At 34.9% G+C, this 17,517-nt stretch carries 21 protein-coding genes, 2 tRNA genes, 1 other RNA gene and 1 pseudogene; 15 read left to right on the forward strand and 10 right to left on the reverse strand.

The features are described 5' to 3' along the window. Nucleotides 1–3 precede the first annotated feature (3 nt). Together KN1_RS09100 and KN1_RS09105 are read left to right on the forward strand one after the other, a co-directional pair. On the forward strand, nt 4–1,413 hold the full coding sequence (locus KN1_RS09100; protein WP_221287257.1) for an NAD(P)/FAD-dependent oxidoreductase: 1,410 nt from the start codon (nt 4–6) through the stop codon (nt 1,411–1,413). 89 nt (nt 1,414–1,502) lie between these two features. Further along, nucleotides 1,503–2,471, forward strand: coding sequence for an Lrp/AsnC family transcriptional regulator (locus KN1_RS09105; protein WP_225905638.1), 969 nt, complete (start codon nt 1,503–1,505; stop codon nt 2,469–2,471). Here KN1_RS09105 and KN1_RS09110 read toward each other — a convergent pair. From KN1_RS09110 to KN1_RS09135, 6 genes are all read right to left on the reverse strand, one after another. After that, entirely contained in the window at nt 2,434–3,270 is an 837-nt protein-coding gene (locus KN1_RS09110; protein WP_221287258.1) for a prephenate dehydratase, read from the reverse strand. The genes KN1_RS09105 and KN1_RS09110 overlap by 38 nt on opposite strands. Nucleotides 3,271–3,377: 107 nt before the next feature. After that, complete coding sequence (gene ilvA, locus KN1_RS09115; protein WP_221287259.1) at nt 3,378–4,589, reverse strand: threonine ammonia-lyase; 1,212 nt, start codon at nt 4,587–4,589, stop codon at nt 3,378–3,380. 27 nt (nt 4,590–4,616) lie between these two features. Next, entirely contained in the window at nt 4,617–5,126 is a 510-nt protein-coding gene (locus KN1_RS09120) for an HIT family protein (protein ID WP_221287260.1), read from the reverse strand. Nucleotides 5,127–5,178: 52 nt separating this feature from the next. Beyond that, nucleotides 5,179–6,150: a DNA repair and recombination protein RadA gene (radA, locus tag KN1_RS09125; RefSeq protein ID WP_221287261.1), complete on the reverse strand. Its 972-nt coding sequence runs from the start codon at nt 6,148–6,150 to the stop codon at nt 5,179–5,181. A gap of 60 nt (nt 6,151–6,210) precedes the next feature. After that, entirely contained in the window at nt 6,211–6,765 is a 555-nt protein-coding gene (locus tag KN1_RS09130) for a hypothetical protein (protein WP_225905639.1), read from the reverse strand. Then, nucleotides 6,744–7,748 (reverse strand): NOL1/NOP2/sun family putative RNA methylase, encoded by a 1,005-nt coding sequence (locus tag KN1_RS09135; protein ID WP_221287262.1) that lies wholly within the window; start codon nt 7,746–7,748, stop codon nt 6,744–6,746. The genes KN1_RS09130 and KN1_RS09135 overlap by 22 nt, the downstream gene beginning before the upstream one ends. 6 nt (nt 7,749–7,754) lie before the next feature. On the opposite strand from KN1_RS09135, the gene cyaB reads away from it, so the two are divergent. The 4 genes from cyaB to KN1_RS09155 are packed head-to-tail and all read left to right on the forward strand — an operon-like array spanning nt 7,755 to nt 10,548. Next, nucleotides 7,755–8,309 carry a class IV adenylate cyclase gene (gene cyaB / locus KN1_RS09140; protein WP_221287263.1) on the forward strand — a complete coding sequence of 185 codons (555 nt, stop codon included), beginning with the start codon at nt 7,755–7,757 and terminating at the stop codon, nt 8,307–8,309. Further along, nucleotides 8,281–9,108 (forward strand): SAM hydrolase/SAM-dependent halogenase family protein, encoded by an 828-nt coding sequence (locus KN1_RS09145; protein ID WP_221287264.1) that lies wholly within the window; start codon nt 8,281–8,283, stop codon nt 9,106–9,108. Before cyaB ends, KN1_RS09145 begins: the two co-directional genes overlap by 29 nt. Then, on the forward strand, nt 9,063–9,581 hold the full coding sequence (locus KN1_RS09150; protein ID WP_221290647.1) for a nicotinamide-nucleotide adenylyltransferase: 519 nt from the start codon (nt 9,063–9,065) through the stop codon (nt 9,579–9,581). The genes KN1_RS09145 and KN1_RS09150 overlap by 46 nt, the downstream gene beginning before the upstream one ends. A gap of 43 nt (nt 9,582–9,624) precedes the next feature. Then, a complete protein-coding gene (locus KN1_RS09155) occupies nt 9,625–10,548 on the forward strand; it encodes an acyl-CoA thioesterase (RefSeq protein ID WP_221287265.1) in 924 nt (307 codons plus the stop codon). Here the strand turns inward: KN1_RS09155 and KN1_RS09160 are convergent. Together KN1_RS09160 and KN1_RS09165 are read right to left on the reverse strand one after the other, a co-directional pair. Next, on the reverse strand, nt 10,537–11,103 hold the full coding sequence (locus tag KN1_RS09160) for an endonuclease dU (protein WP_221287266.1): 567 nt from the start codon (nt 11,101–11,103) through the stop codon (nt 10,537–10,539). The genes KN1_RS09155 and KN1_RS09160 overlap by 12 nt on opposite strands. Next, nucleotides 11,075–12,265, reverse strand: coding sequence for a Cdc6/Cdc18 family protein (locus KN1_RS09165; RefSeq protein ID WP_221287267.1), 1,191 nt, complete (start codon nt 12,263–12,265; stop codon nt 11,075–11,077). Before KN1_RS09165 ends, KN1_RS09160 begins: the two co-directional genes overlap by 29 nt. 350 nt (nt 12,266–12,615) lie before the next feature. Between KN1_RS09165 and KN1_RS09170 the strand changes: the two genes are divergently transcribed. The 7 genes from KN1_RS09170 (at nt 12,616) to rnpB (ending at nt 14,835) form a co-directional block, all read left to right on the forward strand. Beyond that, nucleotides 12,616–12,703 (forward strand) — tRNA-Ala (locus KN1_RS09170). Nucleotides 12,704–12,791: 88 nt separating this feature from the next. Then, entirely contained in the window at nt 12,792–13,160 is a 369-nt protein-coding gene (locus KN1_RS09175) for a hypothetical protein (protein ID WP_221287268.1), read from the forward strand. Nucleotides 13,161–13,171: 11 nt separating this feature from the next. Continuing rightward, nucleotides 13,172–13,363 carry a hypothetical protein gene (locus KN1_RS09180; RefSeq protein WP_221290832.1) on the forward strand — a complete coding sequence of 64 codons (192 nt, stop codon included), beginning with the start codon at nt 13,172–13,174 and terminating at the stop codon, nt 13,361–13,363. Next, on the forward strand, nt 13,302–13,610 hold the full coding sequence (locus tag KN1_RS09185) for a transcription elongation factor (protein ID WP_221287269.1): 309 nt from the start codon (nt 13,302–13,304) through the stop codon (nt 13,608–13,610). The genes KN1_RS09180 and KN1_RS09185 overlap by 62 nt, the downstream gene beginning before the upstream one ends. Continuing rightward, nucleotides 13,576–14,331 (forward strand): phosphoglycerol geranylgeranyltransferase, encoded by a 756-nt coding sequence (locus KN1_RS09190; protein ID WP_221287270.1) that lies wholly within the window; start codon nt 13,576–13,578, stop codon nt 14,329–14,331. The genes KN1_RS09185 and KN1_RS09190 overlap by 35 nt, the downstream gene beginning before the upstream one ends. Before the next feature lies 1 nt (nt 14,332). Further along, nucleotides 14,333–14,515, forward strand: a complete 183-nt coding sequence (locus tag KN1_RS09195) for a preprotein translocase subunit Sec61beta (RefSeq protein ID WP_221287271.1) — start codon at nt 14,333–14,335, stop codon at nt 14,513–14,515. A gap of 7 nt (nt 14,516–14,522) precedes the next feature. Next, an RNA gene (gene rnpB / locus KN1_RS09200) (RNase P RNA component) lies at nt 14,523–14,835 on the forward strand. On the opposite strand, the pseudogene KN1_RS09205 reads toward rnpB, so the two are convergent. Continuing rightward, a pseudogene (locus KN1_RS09205) lies at nt 14,831–15,325 on the reverse strand (DUF367 family protein); the annotation flags it as partial. The gene rnpB and the pseudogene KN1_RS09205 sit on opposite strands and share 5 nt — an antisense overlap. 56 nt (nt 15,326–15,381) lie before the next feature. Between KN1_RS09205 and KN1_RS09210 the strand changes: the two are divergent. Both KN1_RS09210 and KN1_RS09215 read left to right on the forward strand, forming a co-directional pair. Continuing rightward, nucleotides 15,382–15,633, forward strand: a complete 252-nt coding sequence (locus tag KN1_RS09210; RefSeq protein ID WP_221290648.1) for an Lrp/AsnC ligand binding domain-containing protein — start codon at nt 15,382–15,384, stop codon at nt 15,631–15,633. A 29-nt stretch (nt 15,634–15,662) separates the two neighbouring features. Then, nucleotides 15,663–16,925 carry a TiaS agmantine-binding domain-containing protein gene (locus KN1_RS09215; protein ID WP_420857163.1) on the forward strand — a complete coding sequence of 421 codons (1,263 nt, stop codon included), beginning with the start codon at nt 15,663–15,665 and terminating at the stop codon, nt 16,923–16,925. Here KN1_RS09215 and KN1_RS09220 read toward each other — a convergent pair. Further along, nucleotides 16,926–17,013: transfer RNA gene (locus tag KN1_RS09220), tRNA-Arg, on the reverse strand. Nucleotides 17,014–17,517: the final 504 nt, after the last annotated feature.

The raw sequence follows: 17,517 nt of genomic DNA on the forward strand, positions 1-17,517 counted from the left end.
TAGTTGATTTATGATGTAGTTATAGTAGGGGCAGGACCAGCGGGTTTATTTGCAGCGTATGAATTAGCTAATCTGAAGACCTCTGAGAGTGCTAAAGACCTAAAAGTTCTCCTGATAGATAAAGGCACAAGACCTTTAAAAAGGACCTGTCCTCTTTTGACTCCAAAAGAGAAATGTACGTTTTGTGAACCATGTAACATTACGTATGGAATTGGTGGTGCAGGAACCTATAGCAGCGGGATAATCAATCTTAGGCCAGATATTGGCGGAGAGTTACATGAAATATTAAGGAGCTGGGATAAGGCACAAGAGCTAATAGATTATGTTGACGAGGTACTAGTAAAATTCGGTGCCCCTAAAGATAGGTTCTTTGAACCAAACATGGAAAAAGTAAAAGAAATTCAGAGAAGGGCAGCAAAGGTAGGAGCAGAATTTATACCTATAAGACAAAGGCATATAGGTACAGATAAGACCCCCTTAGTAATAGAAAATATATTGAATTATATAGAGAAAAATAGTGTGAAAATAGAAGAACTAACCGAGGTCATAGAAATTCAAAAGAGAGCGGATCATTTCGTACTTAAGACAAATAAGAAGAATGAAATTGAAACAAAAACATTACTTGTTGCCCCCGGTAGAGCAGGTGCAAAATGGTTCTTAGAACAAGCTAGAAACCTAGGCGTTGATATGGTACCTGGGCCTTTAGATATCGGAGTTAGGGTAGAAGTTGAAGCATTCGTGATGGAGGATCTGACCTCAGCCGTTTGGGATCCTAAAGTAGTACTGTATTCTAAAAAGTACGATGATAAGGTCAGGACTTTCTGTGTCAATCCAAGAGGATATATTATGAAAGAAGTATATGATGATGGCACTATAGGAGTAAACGGGCAAACTTTTGCTGATAGAAAGAGCAATAATACGAATTTTGCCTTTTTAACTACTATAAAATTATCAGATCCGTTAGAAGATACGATAGAATACGGAAAAAGTATAGCTAAATTAATGACTAGATTGGGTGGTGAGAAGCCAATAATCCAGAGATTAATAGATTTTGAAAAAGGCAGGAGAAGTACTTGGGAGAGAATTAATAGATCTACTGTTAAACCAACGCTGAAAGACGTTACTCCAGGTGATATTAGTATGGGACTTCCTTACAGAGTAGTAAGTAATCTAATTGAAGGACTGGAGAGATTAGACAACATTGCACCTGGTCTATATTCGTCTAACACACTTCTGTATGCTCCTGAAATTAAATATTATAGTATGAAAGCAGTAGTAGATAGTAACATGGAGACAGTAGTAGACAACCTATTTGTAGCTGGAGATGGAGTAGGATTATCAAGAGGGATCAATATAGCTGCTGCAACGGGTATTTTAGCAGCAAAAGGAATAGCGAGAAAGTTAGGTCTTTAAATTAGAATTTTTATAATAAGTGTGTGCCTTTATTAAATTTAAAAATAGTAAAATGGTTTTTTATATCTTAATCAGTATTATAATGTTGTATGACCACACTAAGCGAAAATGCTTATAAAATTATTATGGAACTAGAGTATAATTTCCCGTTTGACGAAAGACCTTTCAGAGTAATTGGAGAGAGGCTAGGAATTAATGAAAATGATGTGGTAAACACTGTCAAAGAATTAGTTGATAAAGAGGTAATTAAGAGAATTGGGATGTACGTAAGCTTTAGAGCTAAGGGGATGGAAAGTGCTCTTATAGCTTCGGATATTCCTCCAGAAAACCTAGAAAAATTTAGAAAGATAGCGCTTGGAATAAAAGATTTAACACATAATTTCATAAGAAATCACCCTAAGTATAACGTATGGTATGTACTTAAGGCTGAAAATAGAGAACTGTTGAATAGGAAAATTGCGGAGTTAATGGCAGAGGTGGGATGTAAAGATTATGTAATATTATACTCTAAAAAATCATTAAAACTAAGTGTTAAATATGACGTAATTCGTGGAGTATCATATGCAGAAAATCAACCAATTCATGAGAAAATACCTACAGCGGAAGAATTAGGAATTCAAAAGGAGCTCTTAAGAGAGCTTTCTTATCCACTACCGATAATTGAAAGACCGTTTCAAAAAATCTCTGAAAAATTTAATCTGAAGGAGAGCGAACTTGTAGAGCTTATAAAAGAATTGTATGATAAAGGGGTAATCAAAGACTATGGAGCCACAATAAACGGAGAAAAAGTAGGAATAACAGAGAACGCAATGATGCTAATAAATTCTGAAGATCTAGAATCATCATGTTATAACATTGCATCTAAGTTGAGAGAAGCAACACATGTGGTCTTAAGGGAATCTAATACTAGTTGGGATTATTTATGTTACGCAATGATCCACGCTAGAAACAAAGAAATTATTTCAGAAGTGGCTAGAAAAGCGCTATCTATAACTAATGCAAAAAGTTATATGTTACTATTCAGCTTAGAAAATCTAAAGCCTGGAATTGTAATTTAAAGTAAGAACCTTTAACTTTAATATTAGTAACAACATTTCTTAGTTCTTCTATTAAATTTTTGATCCTAATATCATTTAGTTCTCCTTCAAATTCTATGTAAAAGTAATATTGCCAAGGTATAACTTTAAGAGGCCTTGAATATATCATTGTCAAATTAACGTTATATTTGTAGAATTTTTCTAATGCTTTATACAATGAACCAGGCTTGTGGGGTACGTTAAAAAATATCATTGTCCTATCTCCGTTAATAGTAATTTTCTTTGATATTATTATAAATCTAGTAATATTTAAGTTATCTTGAATATTATTCATTAAAATCCTTAATCCGTATAGAGAAGCAGCATATTGAGAACATATAGCAGCGGCTTCTCTATCCTTAGACGCATATAGGGCTGCTGCTGATGTACTCTCTACTGGGATAATATTCATAAGATTTAATCTTTGCAATGCAGCTTTGGCCTCTTGAAGTGCATGATTATGGGAGTAAACTCTTTTTATATCCTCTATCTTATTTATAGAATTATTCACAGCTAGGACTAGTTTAATCTCTTTCTCTACATAGGAGTTAACATAAATTTTATCGTATTTATATAAGTTATCTAATGTCTCGTGAACAGGGCCTTCTAAGCTATTTTCTATTGGTACTATACCTATTACATTATCTTCATTTTCCACTTTTTGAAATATCTCCGAGATTGTTTTTAACGGAACTTTGTTACCTTCTAACATATCCGCTACTTCGTTTGAAAAACTACCTTTAGGACCTAGGAAGTAAATTCCATTTGGATCATTACTCATTCATTAAATCCCTCTTAAAAAGTTAAAGCTAACCTTATCGGGTAGATATAGTTAGAACTTTCTTAAATGTTTAACAAAATATTTACAGTTATCTATTTTAGTAGTTTTTATTCGACTAACTTAGCTTCTATACCGTCTAAAGCTAAGCTATACAAAAAATCTGATAGAGCATCGCCAGAAGGTATTTCAAACATAACGTAAATCTTTGTATATCCAGGCTTCACATCACTACTAATTCTATCGTGAATAACATCAATTACATTTCCTCTTATTTGAGCTATTCTACTTAATACTTTATTTAAGTAGCCCGGTTTATCAGGTACTAGAACTTTTACTTTTACTATTCTTTTAGATTTATACAGCATTTTATCTATTATTCTAGCTAATAGTGATAAATCTATGTTTCCTCCACTTATTACCGCCACCATCTTCTTTCCTTTTCCGTCTATCTTTCCCGAAAGCAACGCAGCTACTGTAGACGCTCCAGCTCCTTCCGCTATTGTCTTGTTCCTTTCAAGGAGGAACATGATTGCATTCGCTATTTCTTCATCATCAACCAATACTATATCATCAACTAGCTCCTTAACTATTTCATAAGTTAATTTAGAGGGAGATTTAACTAATATCCCGTCCGCTATTGAAAAAGAAGGTTCTATTTCTACTAATCTACCTAAATCCTTTGATACTTTTAATGAGGGAGAGGCCGAAGATTGAACTCCTATGATTTTCACGCTTGGTAGTTTAGATTTAATCGCAATTGAAACCCCTGAGATAAGCCCTCCTCCACCTATAGGGACGATCACTATGTCCGGTTTTAAATCTAGTAGCTCTAATCCTAGCGTCCCTTGCCCTAATATCACATTTAAATCACCATAAGGATGAACCATTATGGCCCCAGTTTCTCTAATAATTTCCTCAGCTTTTTTCATTCCTTCATGAAGAAATTTCCCATACAATACGACATTAGCACCATACGATTTAGTTGCTAGATATTTAGAAATTGGAGCAGTTTCGGGCATCACAATAGTCGCCTTAATTCCAAGTGCTTTCGCAGCATAAGCTACGCCTTGCGCGTGATTCCCAGCGGATACTGCTATAACTCCCCTAGCTTTTTCTTCATTAGATAACCTTATTAGCTTGGAAAAAGCTCCCCTAACTTTAAACGAACCGGTCTTCTGTAGATTTTCCATCTTAAGATATACTTTAGCACTTAAAAGATTAGATAAAGTAGATGAATAGTCCAGCGGAGTCTCATGAATATAGTCTTTTATTAACTCCTTAGTCTTAATTATTTCATTATAGTAATTTAACCATGACATTCAGGGAAACCCTGCCATCATCATTGTTCAGAGATCGAAGGCCTCATCCTTACTATTAAATTCAACATATAACTTATTATACGTATCTTCTAAGAGTTCAGGAAGTACTTTTATGTTACCTATAACCGGCATAAAATTAGCGTCTCCATTCCATCTAGGAACTATATGCACATGTACGTGTTGATCAATACCAGCACCCGCTACTCTGCCTATGTTAGCCCCTATGTTAAACCCATCTGGTGAATATACTTTTCTTAACACTTTTAATGATCTCTTTATTATAAAAAACATCTCAGATGACTCTTCTTCTGATAATAGTTCTAAACTACTCACATGCCTATACGGAACTACCATTATATGCCCTGGGTTATATGGATATGCGTTAAGTATTACAAAATTATACTTAGCCCTAAATACAATTAAATGCCCTTTATCATTATTAGATTTAGGAAATTCGCAGAAAATACAAGTATCGTCCTTCTTTTTAGAAGCTTCTAAAATATATTTTGACCTCCAAGGAGCCCACAATACGTCCATAATTACCTAACTAATAAGAACATAGAATAAAATTAAATCTCTTTTTACTTTATCACTCTTCGGCATCCCTTACGCCTTCTTCTGTTATCGCAAACACTACCTCTCCTTCTGGCAAGTGCGGAGCGTCTACAACCCTCGCGATTCTCTTATTCCCCCTACTTTTCTTAATCTGAATTCTTATGCCCGGGACGTGATAAAGTGTATGGCCACCTACAGCTACTGTTGGATCTCCGTAAAACATATCAGGTCTTGCCATTACTTGGTTAGTTATTATAGTAGCTAAATCATACATTTCAGCTAACCTGACCAATTGATGCAAGTGCTTGTTCATTTTCTGTTGTCTAACTGCTAAGTTCTCTCTGCCAGGGTATTCAGCCCTAAAATGAGACGTAACTGAGTCCACTATTACTAGTTTGATCGCTGGATCCTTTACAATCAACTCTTGTAAATCCTCAACTATCGCCATCTGGTGATCGGAGTTTATAGCCCTCATATAGTAAATGTTATTCATAGCAGTGTCTGGATCAAGACCTACTGATTTTGACATAGCTTCAATTCTTTCCCATCTAAATGTACCTTCAGTATCAATATAAACAGCTTTACCATTCAAACCACCTTTTTCTGGCGGAAGCTGTACATTAACACTTAACTGGTGGCATAACTGGGTTTTACCTGAACCGAATTCACCAAAAAATTCTGTCATTGTTCTTGTTTCTATTCCTCCTCCCAATAATCCATCTAGAGCCTGACTACTTGTAGTAATTTTCTTTGTATTCATTCTCTCCTTTTTAACTTCTAGTGCAGTCTTGAACCTAATGTCAAGCGCATCTCTTGCTTCTTTTATTATTCTTTGTGCAGTAGTTTGAGGTATGCCCGCAGCTACGCTTAGATCTTGTGGAGATGCTACGGCTACCGATTCTAGAGTAGAATACCCAGCTTCAACTAGTTTATTAAGAATACTTTGCCCTACTCCAGGTAAGTCTGAAAGGCTCTTTACCTTCTTTCCATCACCATTCGTTGACATATATTACACCACCGAAATGTAAAATCTAAACTATACACTTCTAACTGATACTAATAAACATTATTTCCCCTCTCTTAAATACCATCCTATATCTAAATCAGGTATTATCTCTACACGTTCGTTCTTTAATTTAATCATTGAAAAGCATATGAAAATATCGTCAATATCATATATTAAATATTTGCCTTTATCTATTAATTTTTCTGAGGCTAGAATATCGTTAATACCTAAGGTAGCATTTTTTCCATAAGTTAATTTCTCTATTACTTTTCTATCTTTTAGATAAATTTTATTTTTACAAGCTAATCTAAGGTAATCCGCTATAGGTAATAAAGGATAGACCTTACCTTTTTTAATTTTTATTATAGGCTCCCCAATAGAATAAGGATATAAGTTGATCTGCTTTAATTTATTTAGAATCTCATCAACCTTACTATTTTTATCTATAACTTCAATTTGAATAAAGGCAGAAATAAATTCAAATAATAATTTATCCTGAAATAAATAAGAAAAAATGTCCTCGATACAGTTATATTCTTTTAATAGCGATGAAACGATATGAAGGAACTCGTTAAGTGAAATTTTCTTATATTCTATTTTTTTCTTAGTTTGCAAACGAAAAATCCCTCAGTATATGACTTGTGAGGATAAAATCTTATGCATTTCTTAACTTCAGGATTAAACTTCACCTGCATAAATTCTTCTATTCCGTCATCAGCAGGATAACCTTCTATCTTCTCTACTTCCATTCCTAGTTCCTCTATTGCAAAATTAACTACAGCTTCGTCTTCTTCTGGTGCAATACTACAAGTAGAGTACACTAAAGTGCCTCCATCGTCCAAGAGTTGATAAGCCGAATTAACCATTAGTAGCTGCTCTACAAAGAATCTCCTTAAATCTGATATAGTAGTTTTTGTTTTCCTACTGGGATCTTCAGGTATCAGGCCTTCTCCACTACAAGGAGCATCTAACAAGATCTTAGAAAATTTTAGCGAAGAATTAACTAAATTCTTTGAGTCTGTCCTAAGTAATATTACATTTTTTGCCTTCATTCTATTAATGTTGGACAACAAGGTTTTAATCCTCTCCCTAGATTTTTCTACAGCTAAGATTAGACCTTTATTTCCCATTAGTTGTGATATCTGAGTAGTTTTACTCCCCGGTGAAGCAGCCATATCTAAGACTACATCATTCTCGTTAGGTGATAACACATACGGAGGAACCATCGAGGCTAATCCCTGAATATAATAAAACCCTGATAAATACTCTAATGTAGCCCCTAAAGATGGAGACTTAGGAACAGTTACCACTCGATAACCATGGAGTAACCAGTCCACTTTTTGCAATTCGAAACCTTTATTTCGCATCCTTTCTGTCAATTTTTCACAGTTAATTAACAGGTCATTACATCGTATACTTTTCACTAAAGGAATACTGCAATGATATAAAAAGTCCTCTAGTTCTCCCTGAAACATATGGATATATCTTTCTATCATATAGTCTAGAAAATTATATTTTTCGGCAAATTGCTTAGCCTTAAAAGAAGGTGAGACATCAAAAAGTCTATCATACTTTTTAATATACTCCTCTACATTCATTTCCTGATGACACACATAGAAAGGGAAGTAAAAATAAAATTATTTAGTCCGTCGTTAGAAACACTTTTAACGGAATTTAAAAGCAAGTATACATTTATTAATGAAGAGAATCAAAAAGATATATACTATAATAGCCCAGTTAGAGATTTCAGATTTACTGATGAAGCCTTGAGGATAAGGAAAAATAACAATAGAATAGAGCTTACATATAAAGGACCTAAACTCTCGTCCCAAAGTAAATCAAGACTTGAGATAAATGTTCAGGTCTCCAGTTTAGAAGATATGGACACAATATTACAAAAATTAGGATTCAAAAAAGTAATAGAATTAGAAAAAACTAGGTGGAATTTCAAAGTAAGCTCTTATACTATATCCTTGGATAATGTCAAAGGTTTAGGCAACTTCTTAGAAATAGAAGGAATTGACGTAGACGAGAAAGAACTGTTAGACTTTGTATCGTCATTTATTAGAGAAAACCAAATAAAAGGAGAACAAACTCTGAAATCATACTTAGAACTATTGGTGGAGAAAAATGAGAAAGCAGATAGCAATCCTAACTGACTTTGGTATATCCGATAACTATAACGGAGTAATGGAAGCCGTAATAAAACGAAATAACCCGGAAGTAGAGATAACGTATATAACACCTAACGCTAGAGAATTTAGTATATACGGTGGGGCTTATCTCCTATATACTTCGTATAGATACTTTAAGAAAGGAACGATATTCCTCACAGTAATAGACCCCGGTGTAGGTACATCCAGAAAACCTATAATTATTAAGACTAATAATTACTTCTTTGTGGGACCTGATAATGGAGTTTTGTACCCGGCATCTAACGAAGACGGAATAAAGGAAATAATAGCAATTACTAATCCTAGAGTATACTTATCTAAGAAGATATCAAATACTTTTCACGGTAGAGATATTTTTGCAATTAGTGCTACACTGCTTTCCTTAAATGTAGACCTAGAAACATTTGGGGAGAAAATTACAGATTTAGTAAAGCTTTCATTTGACTATAGCTTGGAGGAATTATCAGACGATAAAATTAAAGCCTGCGGTAAAGTCATTTATGTAGATCATTTCGGGAACATAGCCACATCAATAAGAATAGATAACGACTTGTCTTTAGGCAAGAGGGGTAAACTGCTATTTAAAGGAAAAGAAATAGACGTGCACCAGGTTAGGACATTTGGGGAAAGTAAATCACAGGAAATACTAGTATATAAAAACGGTTACTCGTTTATTGAGATCGGTATTAATAAGGGGAGTGCATTTAATATTCTCGGATTGAGAGAAGGTGATGAGATCTGCGTAGAGGTCTCTATCCAGGCAGATTCCAACCATTCCATCTAGGTCATTTCCAGGTTATTAAATGGGCGTTGGAAAGAGTAGATGAATTAATCATCGTTATAGGAAGCGCTCAAGAAAGCCACACTCTTTCAAACCCGTTTACTGCTGGAGAAAGGATAGAAATGATAAGAAGGACGTTAGAAGGTAATAATATTGACCTATCTACCATCTATTTTATACCTATACCCGATATTCTGATGAATAGCGTCTGGGTATACCATGTTAAATCCTTTTCTCCCAATTTTGATCTAATAATCAGCAGAAATCCTCTCGTATTAAGGTTGTTTAAAGAAGCTAAATATGAAATATTAGAACCCCCACCCTATGATAGAAAAATTTACAATTCTACCTATATAAGAAGATTGATGATAGAGAATAATAATGAGTGGGAAAAACTAGTACCTACTGAGGTTTCAAATTATATACATGAAATTAAGGGTGATGAAAGACTCAGGTCTATCGCTGGCTTATCTTAATCCTTAAATATATAGGCTACAGTAAGAATTTGGGGTACGTAATATGTATAGGCTTGAAACCTATTATAATGTTTTCCCGTGGCATGCTAATCATTTTGGAAGTTTACACGGCGGAATATATATGAATTGGTTAATCGATACTAGTGGGCTCTTAATGTCTAATGTAAGTCGCGGAAATTATTTATTAGCATCGGTAGATTATCTATATTTATTCAAACCCGCTAGAGTAGGTGATGTAGTAAGAGTAGTCGCTGAGGTAACTGCAGGGTGGGAAAGTTCAGTAGAAATTAAAGTGAAAGCGTGTATAAAAAGAGAGGATAAAGAAGAACTAGGTGCACTAGGATTAACCACTTACGTAGCAGTAGATGAAAATGGAAGACCTAGAAAATTACCCGTAAAGATAGGTTCCGATGATGAAGCTAATAAAAGAAGAGAAAAAAGGATAGAAAAGAAGAGAAAAGATATGTTAGACCAAGAAGACCTCTTACCAAATATGTCATTTGGGAGGAGTTACATAAGGACTATATACCCTGAACATGGATTCGGAAATGGTATTCTATACGCAGGTAAAATGTACACAATGCTAGACGAGGCCTTAGCTATAGTAGCAAAACTATATAGCAAAGGTAATGTGTTCACTGGAAGTGCTGGTGCTGCAAACTTCTTATCTCCAGTTAGAATAGGTGATATTTTAGAAATTCAAGGTGCAATTGAGTATACTGGGACTACTTCTCTTGATGTAGGTGCTAAGGTCTTTGCAATAAACCATTATACAGGTGAAAAGAGGTTAGTCACGAGAACCGTATTTTCTTTCGTAGCAATTGATGAGAACGCTAAACCTAAGCCTATTCAAAAAATAACACCTGCTACTGATAAAGAAAAAATGATATTCGAAGAGAGACTAAAAGAAAGAGAGGAAAGAATAAAACTGTCCAAAACATTACAAGAAACTGAGTTATGTCAATAGCTTTTTATTTATGAGAAATCTTGATAGACTGCTTGCTATTATGTGAGCTGACCTTAAAGGCTCAGGTTGCTTTGCATAGAATTGATAGTAGCTAACCACCTTAATTACGTCACTTTCAGGTATATTTGCCTTAACATACACTTCTCCTTTCTTTGTAGGTAGTTTTACCAAGTTCCTCATTACTTGCAAGATTATATTTACCCTCTTCTCGTCATCACTGAAATATTTAGTTAAAGCCCTTTCTACTTCATTAATCTCAGGTATTTGAGAATAAAATATGATATAGTGAATACCGTTAGTCTGTAATTCTTGCGGATCTATGTAATTAAATCCACCGAACGTGACTCCATCAGTTAAGACAATATCACATTCATCCACTATTCGAAGTATTATTGCTGTGGCATCATTACCATCTACCAAGATTCTGTCAAAATTAACGGAACTAAGTTTAGACTTATTGTATTTAGCTGATAACAAAATTGTACTTCCTTTCTTACCCTTGAAAGCTAACGGAAAATACCCGTCATCAATTCCACATACTAGCAATTCTTTCATCACTTTCAACTATAGCTTTAAGAATTATATCTTCACTAACGGCAAGACTGATCTCTTTAGTCTTACCGTATCTCCCCCTATTTACTACTTTAGCAGTTATAATCCCGACCATATCAAGTTCATTTAAAATATCGCTCACTCTACGTTGAGTAACACTTTCAACACCCATTTTATTAGCAAGCTTCAAGTATGCCTCATACACCTCGCCAGTCGTTAATGTGGACTTATCCCTTAAACCCTTTAAAATAGCAATTAAAACTAGCTTCGAATGAAATGGGAGAGTTGACAAAATTTCATAAACCCTGTCTCTTTCTATTTCGACTCTAGCCTTCTCTACATCCGAAGTAGTTATCTGATCTTTCCCTTCTCGTTCAGCTATCTCTCCCGCTACCCTTAATAAATCCAGAGCCCTTCTAGCGTCCCCATGATCCCTGGCAGCTAAAGCTGCACATAGCTTTATTACATCATCCTTAATCGCATTCTCATTAAGGGCTAACTTAGCTCTCTGTTTTAATATATCCTCTAGTTCTTCTGCGTTGTAAGGAGGAAAAACTATTTCTTCCTCTCCTAAACTGCTCTTAACTCTTGGATCTAACGTTTCAACAAATTTAACATCGTTTGTGATTCCGATTAGTGATATTTTACTCTTATTTAATTCATTATTAGCCCTAGTAAATCTATATAGTATATCATCACCATGTTTTTTTACCATTGCGTCTATTTCGTCCAAGACTATTATAACAATTGGATTAACCTCGTTTAATTTTCTTATTAACCGTCTGAATAATTCAGCTGTAGATAAGCCTGTAAAAGGAACCTTACTGTTTAAACTTTCTAATATGTCAGCTAGTATCCTATATGGGGTATCACTTTGCCTAGTATTGACATAAATATAAATAAAATTAGATGAGAACCTCTTATACAGGTTTTTTAGGACAAACTTAGTTACAGCAGTTTTACCTGTACCCGTTAACCCATAAATAAATATATTACTCGGTTTTTCCGACCTGGCTAAAGGAGCTAATATCTCGACTATTTTACGTATTTGATTTTCTCTATGTGGTAACGTTTCCGGGACGTAATCAGGTAATAACAGTTCCCGTGCCCTAAAGATCTTACCTCGTCCTAGTGTCGATAAGACCTCATCGATAATGTCGCTCATTTAATTTTTCATATTCACAAAAACATCTTTTAACCTTTGACTCCCCAGTTTAACACCCCTCTATTTCCACTGGAAACTCAGTGTATTATGAATATTGCCTCCCCCTCTATTTCCACTGGAAATATGAAGACCAATTAATACAGGTTATCATTTGACTTGTACTTGTCCTTAAAATTACCTTTTGTATAATTATAATTTATTTTACTAATTTTGTCCTAATTTAATAAAGTATAAGTTGTGTCCAGTGGAAACAGAGGGGTGCCTGTGATGATATACATAAAAGTTTCAGTCAAGAATACACGGATAAAGGAAAGAAAGTTTTAATTATTGTTTTTTGTTATCTACATAATGGGCCGGTAGCTCAGCCTGGAAGAGTGCTCGGTTGGCATCACTGAGCCAAACTCCGAGAGGTCCCGGGTTCAAATCCCGGCCGGTCCACTTTATTCTCCTTACGCAGAGAATTAAAAGGTGTGGATTAAGATAGTTTATATGTTTATATATTTATACTGGGATAGTATTTCATAACGTGAGCTATTTTACTATTAAAGCTAAGGAGGCAGCTTTAGTAGAGAATAGGATAATCCGAGTTATACTATCAGATTCTACTTTTAGTATATATGTATTTCTAGGTAAAAACAAGGATTATATAATGTCAGAAAACTATTGCTCATGTCCGGATTTTTATTATAGAGTGCTTCTACGACCCAAGAAACGTAATATAGATCGTTTAACTAGACCTACTTCAAGGTGTTATCATCTACAAGCATTACAATTAGCATTAGCTAAAGATAAAATTAGAAACATAGTGGTGGATTTTACAACACTTAGGGAGCTGATATTTGAGATCTATACTATGGATAAGTCATTTATACTAAGAAAACTAGTTACTAAATGAGGTTTTAAGTCTTGGCTATATCATCGTTAGAGGTAGCGTATTTAGGAGTGCTAGGTACTTTAATTGCGGGTATAATATATGTTACTTTTGTAGAAGTATTTAATACTGGAATTAGGATAAGAATAGGTGGTGAGAGTAAGAGTGGGAGGAAGAAGGAAAAAAAGAAAGCTACTGCTTCAAAGGCCAAAACCAAAAATACCTGATATATTTGAATGTCCTAGATGTGGAAAGGTTGCACTTAGTATTACGATTAAGGATGGAAAAGCTAAAGTTAGGTGTGGTAGTTGCGGTCTACAAGCTGAATTTGAAGTTCCGCCTGTCTATGACCAAGCAAATGCGTATGGTAAATTCATAGATTTATATTATGAGGGAAAGATTGAAATCTCAACAAGTAATAATGAGGAGAAGAAAGAAGATGAGAATGAAGGGGAAAGTGAAGAATTACATTAGGGAATTAGTTGATGAAGGTAAAGTTATACATCTTTCATTATTTGACCCAGATAAGGTTGATGAAAGTCAGGTCTATACTATAGGGAAGAAACTGGTTGAGGCTGGGACCGACGGGTTTTTGATAGGAGGTACTCTAGGAGTATCTCAAGAAAAATTGGATAGGATTATATCTACTTTGGAAGAATTCGGATTGCCAACTATTATTTTTCCCAGTAACGTGAACTTAATTTCTAGTAAAGCAGATGCTATTTTGTTTATGTCATTATTAAATTCAGACGATTTATATTATGTTGTCGGTGCACAATTAGTAGCAGCTCCTATAATAAAGAAATTAGGCTTAGAAGTTTTACCTACAGCCTATCTGATAATAGGGCACGGGGGTACAGCTGCACATGTTGGGAAGGCTAGGGTAATACCTTATGATAACGTAGAGTTAATACTAGCTTATTCTCTTATGGCACGGTATATGGGTATGGAGTATATTTATTTAGAAGCTGGTTCAGGAGCTCCAAAAACAGTAGACCCTATAGCAGTTAAAGTAGTCAAGAATAATGTTAATGGTGCTATAGTTATTGTAGGCGGAGGAATAAGAGATGAAGAAAGCGGTAAATTACTAGCTAATGCCGGTGCTGACATAATAGTTACTGGAAATATAATTGAACAAGACTCTGAGAAAGCCTTAAAAATTATAAAAGGGATTAAGAGTATGAGGAGAAGCTAATATGCCTTCCAGTAAGAAAAGAAAGAAAGAAACTGTGCCTTTAGTGTCCATGGCCGGTCTAATTAGGTATTATGAAGAGGAGAAAGAGAAAGTAAAAGTATCCCCAACTGTATTGATTATTATATCTATTGTGATAATAGCTGGGGTCATATTAGCATCAGTTTTAATTCCCCCACCTGTATAACTTGATCGGGAGCCTACCAGGGGGATACGGGGTAATATACCCTGAGGAAACTCCGGCCTCCCGATCCCTAAAGGAGTCGTATAAGACAAGGGTAGTGCCCTTGGCAACAGAACAGAAACGGACCAGCATAATGGAAAATGAAAATGAGCCAAACCTTAATCTGGGAGACTGGGTTAAGGTGGCGAGATCCATTATGCTGGTTGAAACGGCTGACCTCCTTGGAGCAAGTAGAGGAGGAGATGAGTAGGGGATCTAATCCTCCTCTTGACGCTAAGTCAGATTCCCTCTATGTACAGAAGCCGGGTTATTGGTAGGCTCCCTTAGAATTTTATCTAATATTTCTTTCTCTATTTCAAGTATCTCTTTTTCCTTCTTACCTCTATATGACTCTAAAAGTTCTCTGTTCAGTTCTAAGAAAGTATGTCCCCATTTTATGGTATTCAGTAATTTTATAGCTTCCTTAACCTCGTCTAAGATATATAATGATGCAGCAAGAGCCTCAAGTGTAGAAAGTTTATATGCTATAGCATAATGCGTTGGATTTCCAGCAAACAAAATTGGTAACCTTCTATGGTTATTCCTTTTTGCCAAGGAATTTTGTGAAATAATATTCCAAGATGCGTCAATAGCCGTAATACCGTTTCTCAAGGCTATTTCCTTATCATCTATTGAGAGAGTAATATTGGAATAAGGGTTCAGCACTATCCCTTTTTCCGTTCTAGTTAACTTAGCTAAACCTAAGCGTATTAATTTTTTACCTGTGCATTTCTTAGGGTCATCTTGGTTATAATCTATAATGAATATGTTCATTAATTGTCATAAAGTTATTATAACTTTATTTCTAATAAACCTTCTTGGGTTTAAAATTGGCATCTGCGATAGTTCTCATTAACACAGACGCCGGAGGAGAAGAAGAAGTATTTGATAAATTAAAAAATATGAAAGAAATAACAGAAGTTCATGTGGTCTACGGGGTATATGATATTGTAGCCAAAGTAGAAGCTGACTCGTTAGATAAATTAAAAGATTTTGTTACTAACACCGTAAGAAAACTTCCTAAGGTGAGATCGACATTAACGATGATAGTAGTAGAAGGGAAGAGTATAGTGAAGAAATAATAATAGGCATTGATGATCATGACTCTCCTATTGCTGGATGCACTACTCATTTTTCCGTTCTTCTAATGAGATATTTAAAAGAAAAATATAACGTTGTTTTTACGGATTTTCCCTATCTTGTTAGGTTAAACCCCAATATCCCTTGGAAAACTAGAGGAAATGCTAGCGTTAGGTTAACAATAAGGGCTAATATAGAGATATCAGAATTAGCTGAAATAGTATGGCAGAAGTCACTTGAATACGTAGAATATGTATCTAATTATACTAAGTTTAACAGAAAACCTGGAATAGCGATAACCTATTTAAGTAATTTATCAAAGCTTGAAAGTTTCTATGAGAAGGCAGTAAGAGACATAATCCCGTTAGATTTAGCTAAAAAAGTTTCCGAGAAATACGGGATAATTACAAGGGGAGAACGAGGGATAATAGGTAGTATAGCGTCTTTAGGATTTAATCCAGATAAAAAAGGGTTTACTTATGAATTGCTTACATATAAGAATGATAGTGAATCTAGACAAGTTGATGAGGAAACAGTAATTAAGTTCGATGAACGGCACTTTCCGTATGTGTTTTCGAATTATGACTATGTGAAAAAGGAAGTTCAAATTATATCCCATGGAAACGACCCTGTACTATACGGAGTTAGAGGTACGGATCCTTACGTCCTTGCATCAGCATTAGAGGAAATTAAGGTTCTGAACAGAATTAACGGAGCTATGATATTCAAAACAAACCAAGGTACAGATGACCATATTATAGGCGAAAAAGGCACGTACTATCAGACGTTCAGATCCTTGATTAAGGTGGCAACTGTAAAAATCCTACGTGGAGGTGATGTGGTCGTGATCAGCGAAGATCAGGAAGCAATAATCTTCTACAAGGAAACCGGGGAGTTAAATGAAGCGTCTAAATTGTTGAAGCAAGGGGATGAAATTATCGTTACCGGTTCTTTAAAACCTTCCTCGATATATGGAAGGATACTAGAGGCAGAGAATATGACTATATTAAGTTTAGATGCCTATACTTTTTCTAATCCTAGATGTCCAAAGTGTAATGGTTCTACGGAATCTATAGGTAGAGATAAAGGTTTTAGGTGTAAAAAATGTGGATATAAGTTTCACGGGGAAAAACAGAAGAAAGAAATAACTAGAGGATTAATTACAAATATTCAATATCAATCTAGAAAGTATAGACATCTCACAAAGCCTATATTTTTAGAATATAATAGAGATAACTTAGATGTATTAGCTAAGCAGAAGCTTGTCCATTATTTACTTTATTATCAAAAATAACGGGCCCGCCGGGATTTGAACCCGGGACCTCTGGCTTTCTCTATCAGATCCGGAGGCCAGCGCTCTATCCTGGCTAAGCTACGGGCCCAGATAGTATTATTAAGATGAAGTTAATAAGTTGAAGCGGAGTACATACTAACCTTCTTCACAATAGAATTTACAATAGCTGATAACATGTAAACTTGGTGTCGCTCATATGCTCATTACGAATTATAATATCATTTCCTGAATTAGGATGACCATGTGTATAAATAACTTAGTGCATGTAAAGTATTCTACATGGTTGAAATTATCTCCTTATTATCCTTCCTGCTCACTTTTTCATAAATTAATATTACTCAAGTTTATAATTAAACCGTTAAGTTATCATTTTATTGAAACAAAAGGCAATCGAAAAGGCGTTTAGTAATAAACTTGTATAAGATACTTGAATCACTCCGCTCTTGAAGCAAATAGGTAATTTTTTAAGGGTATTGTAAGTCTGATGATTTGGTGAATAGATTGGTATTTGAAGAGGATTGGGAGGAAGATTTTGACGAATTTGATGAGGAAGAGGATTGGGAGGAAGAGGAAGACTGGGAAGAGGAAGAGT

Source organism: Stygiolobus caldivivus (assembly GCF_019704315.1).
GTDB lineage: Archaea > Thermoproteota > Thermoprotei_A > Sulfolobales > Sulfolobaceae > Stygiolobus > Stygiolobus caldivivus.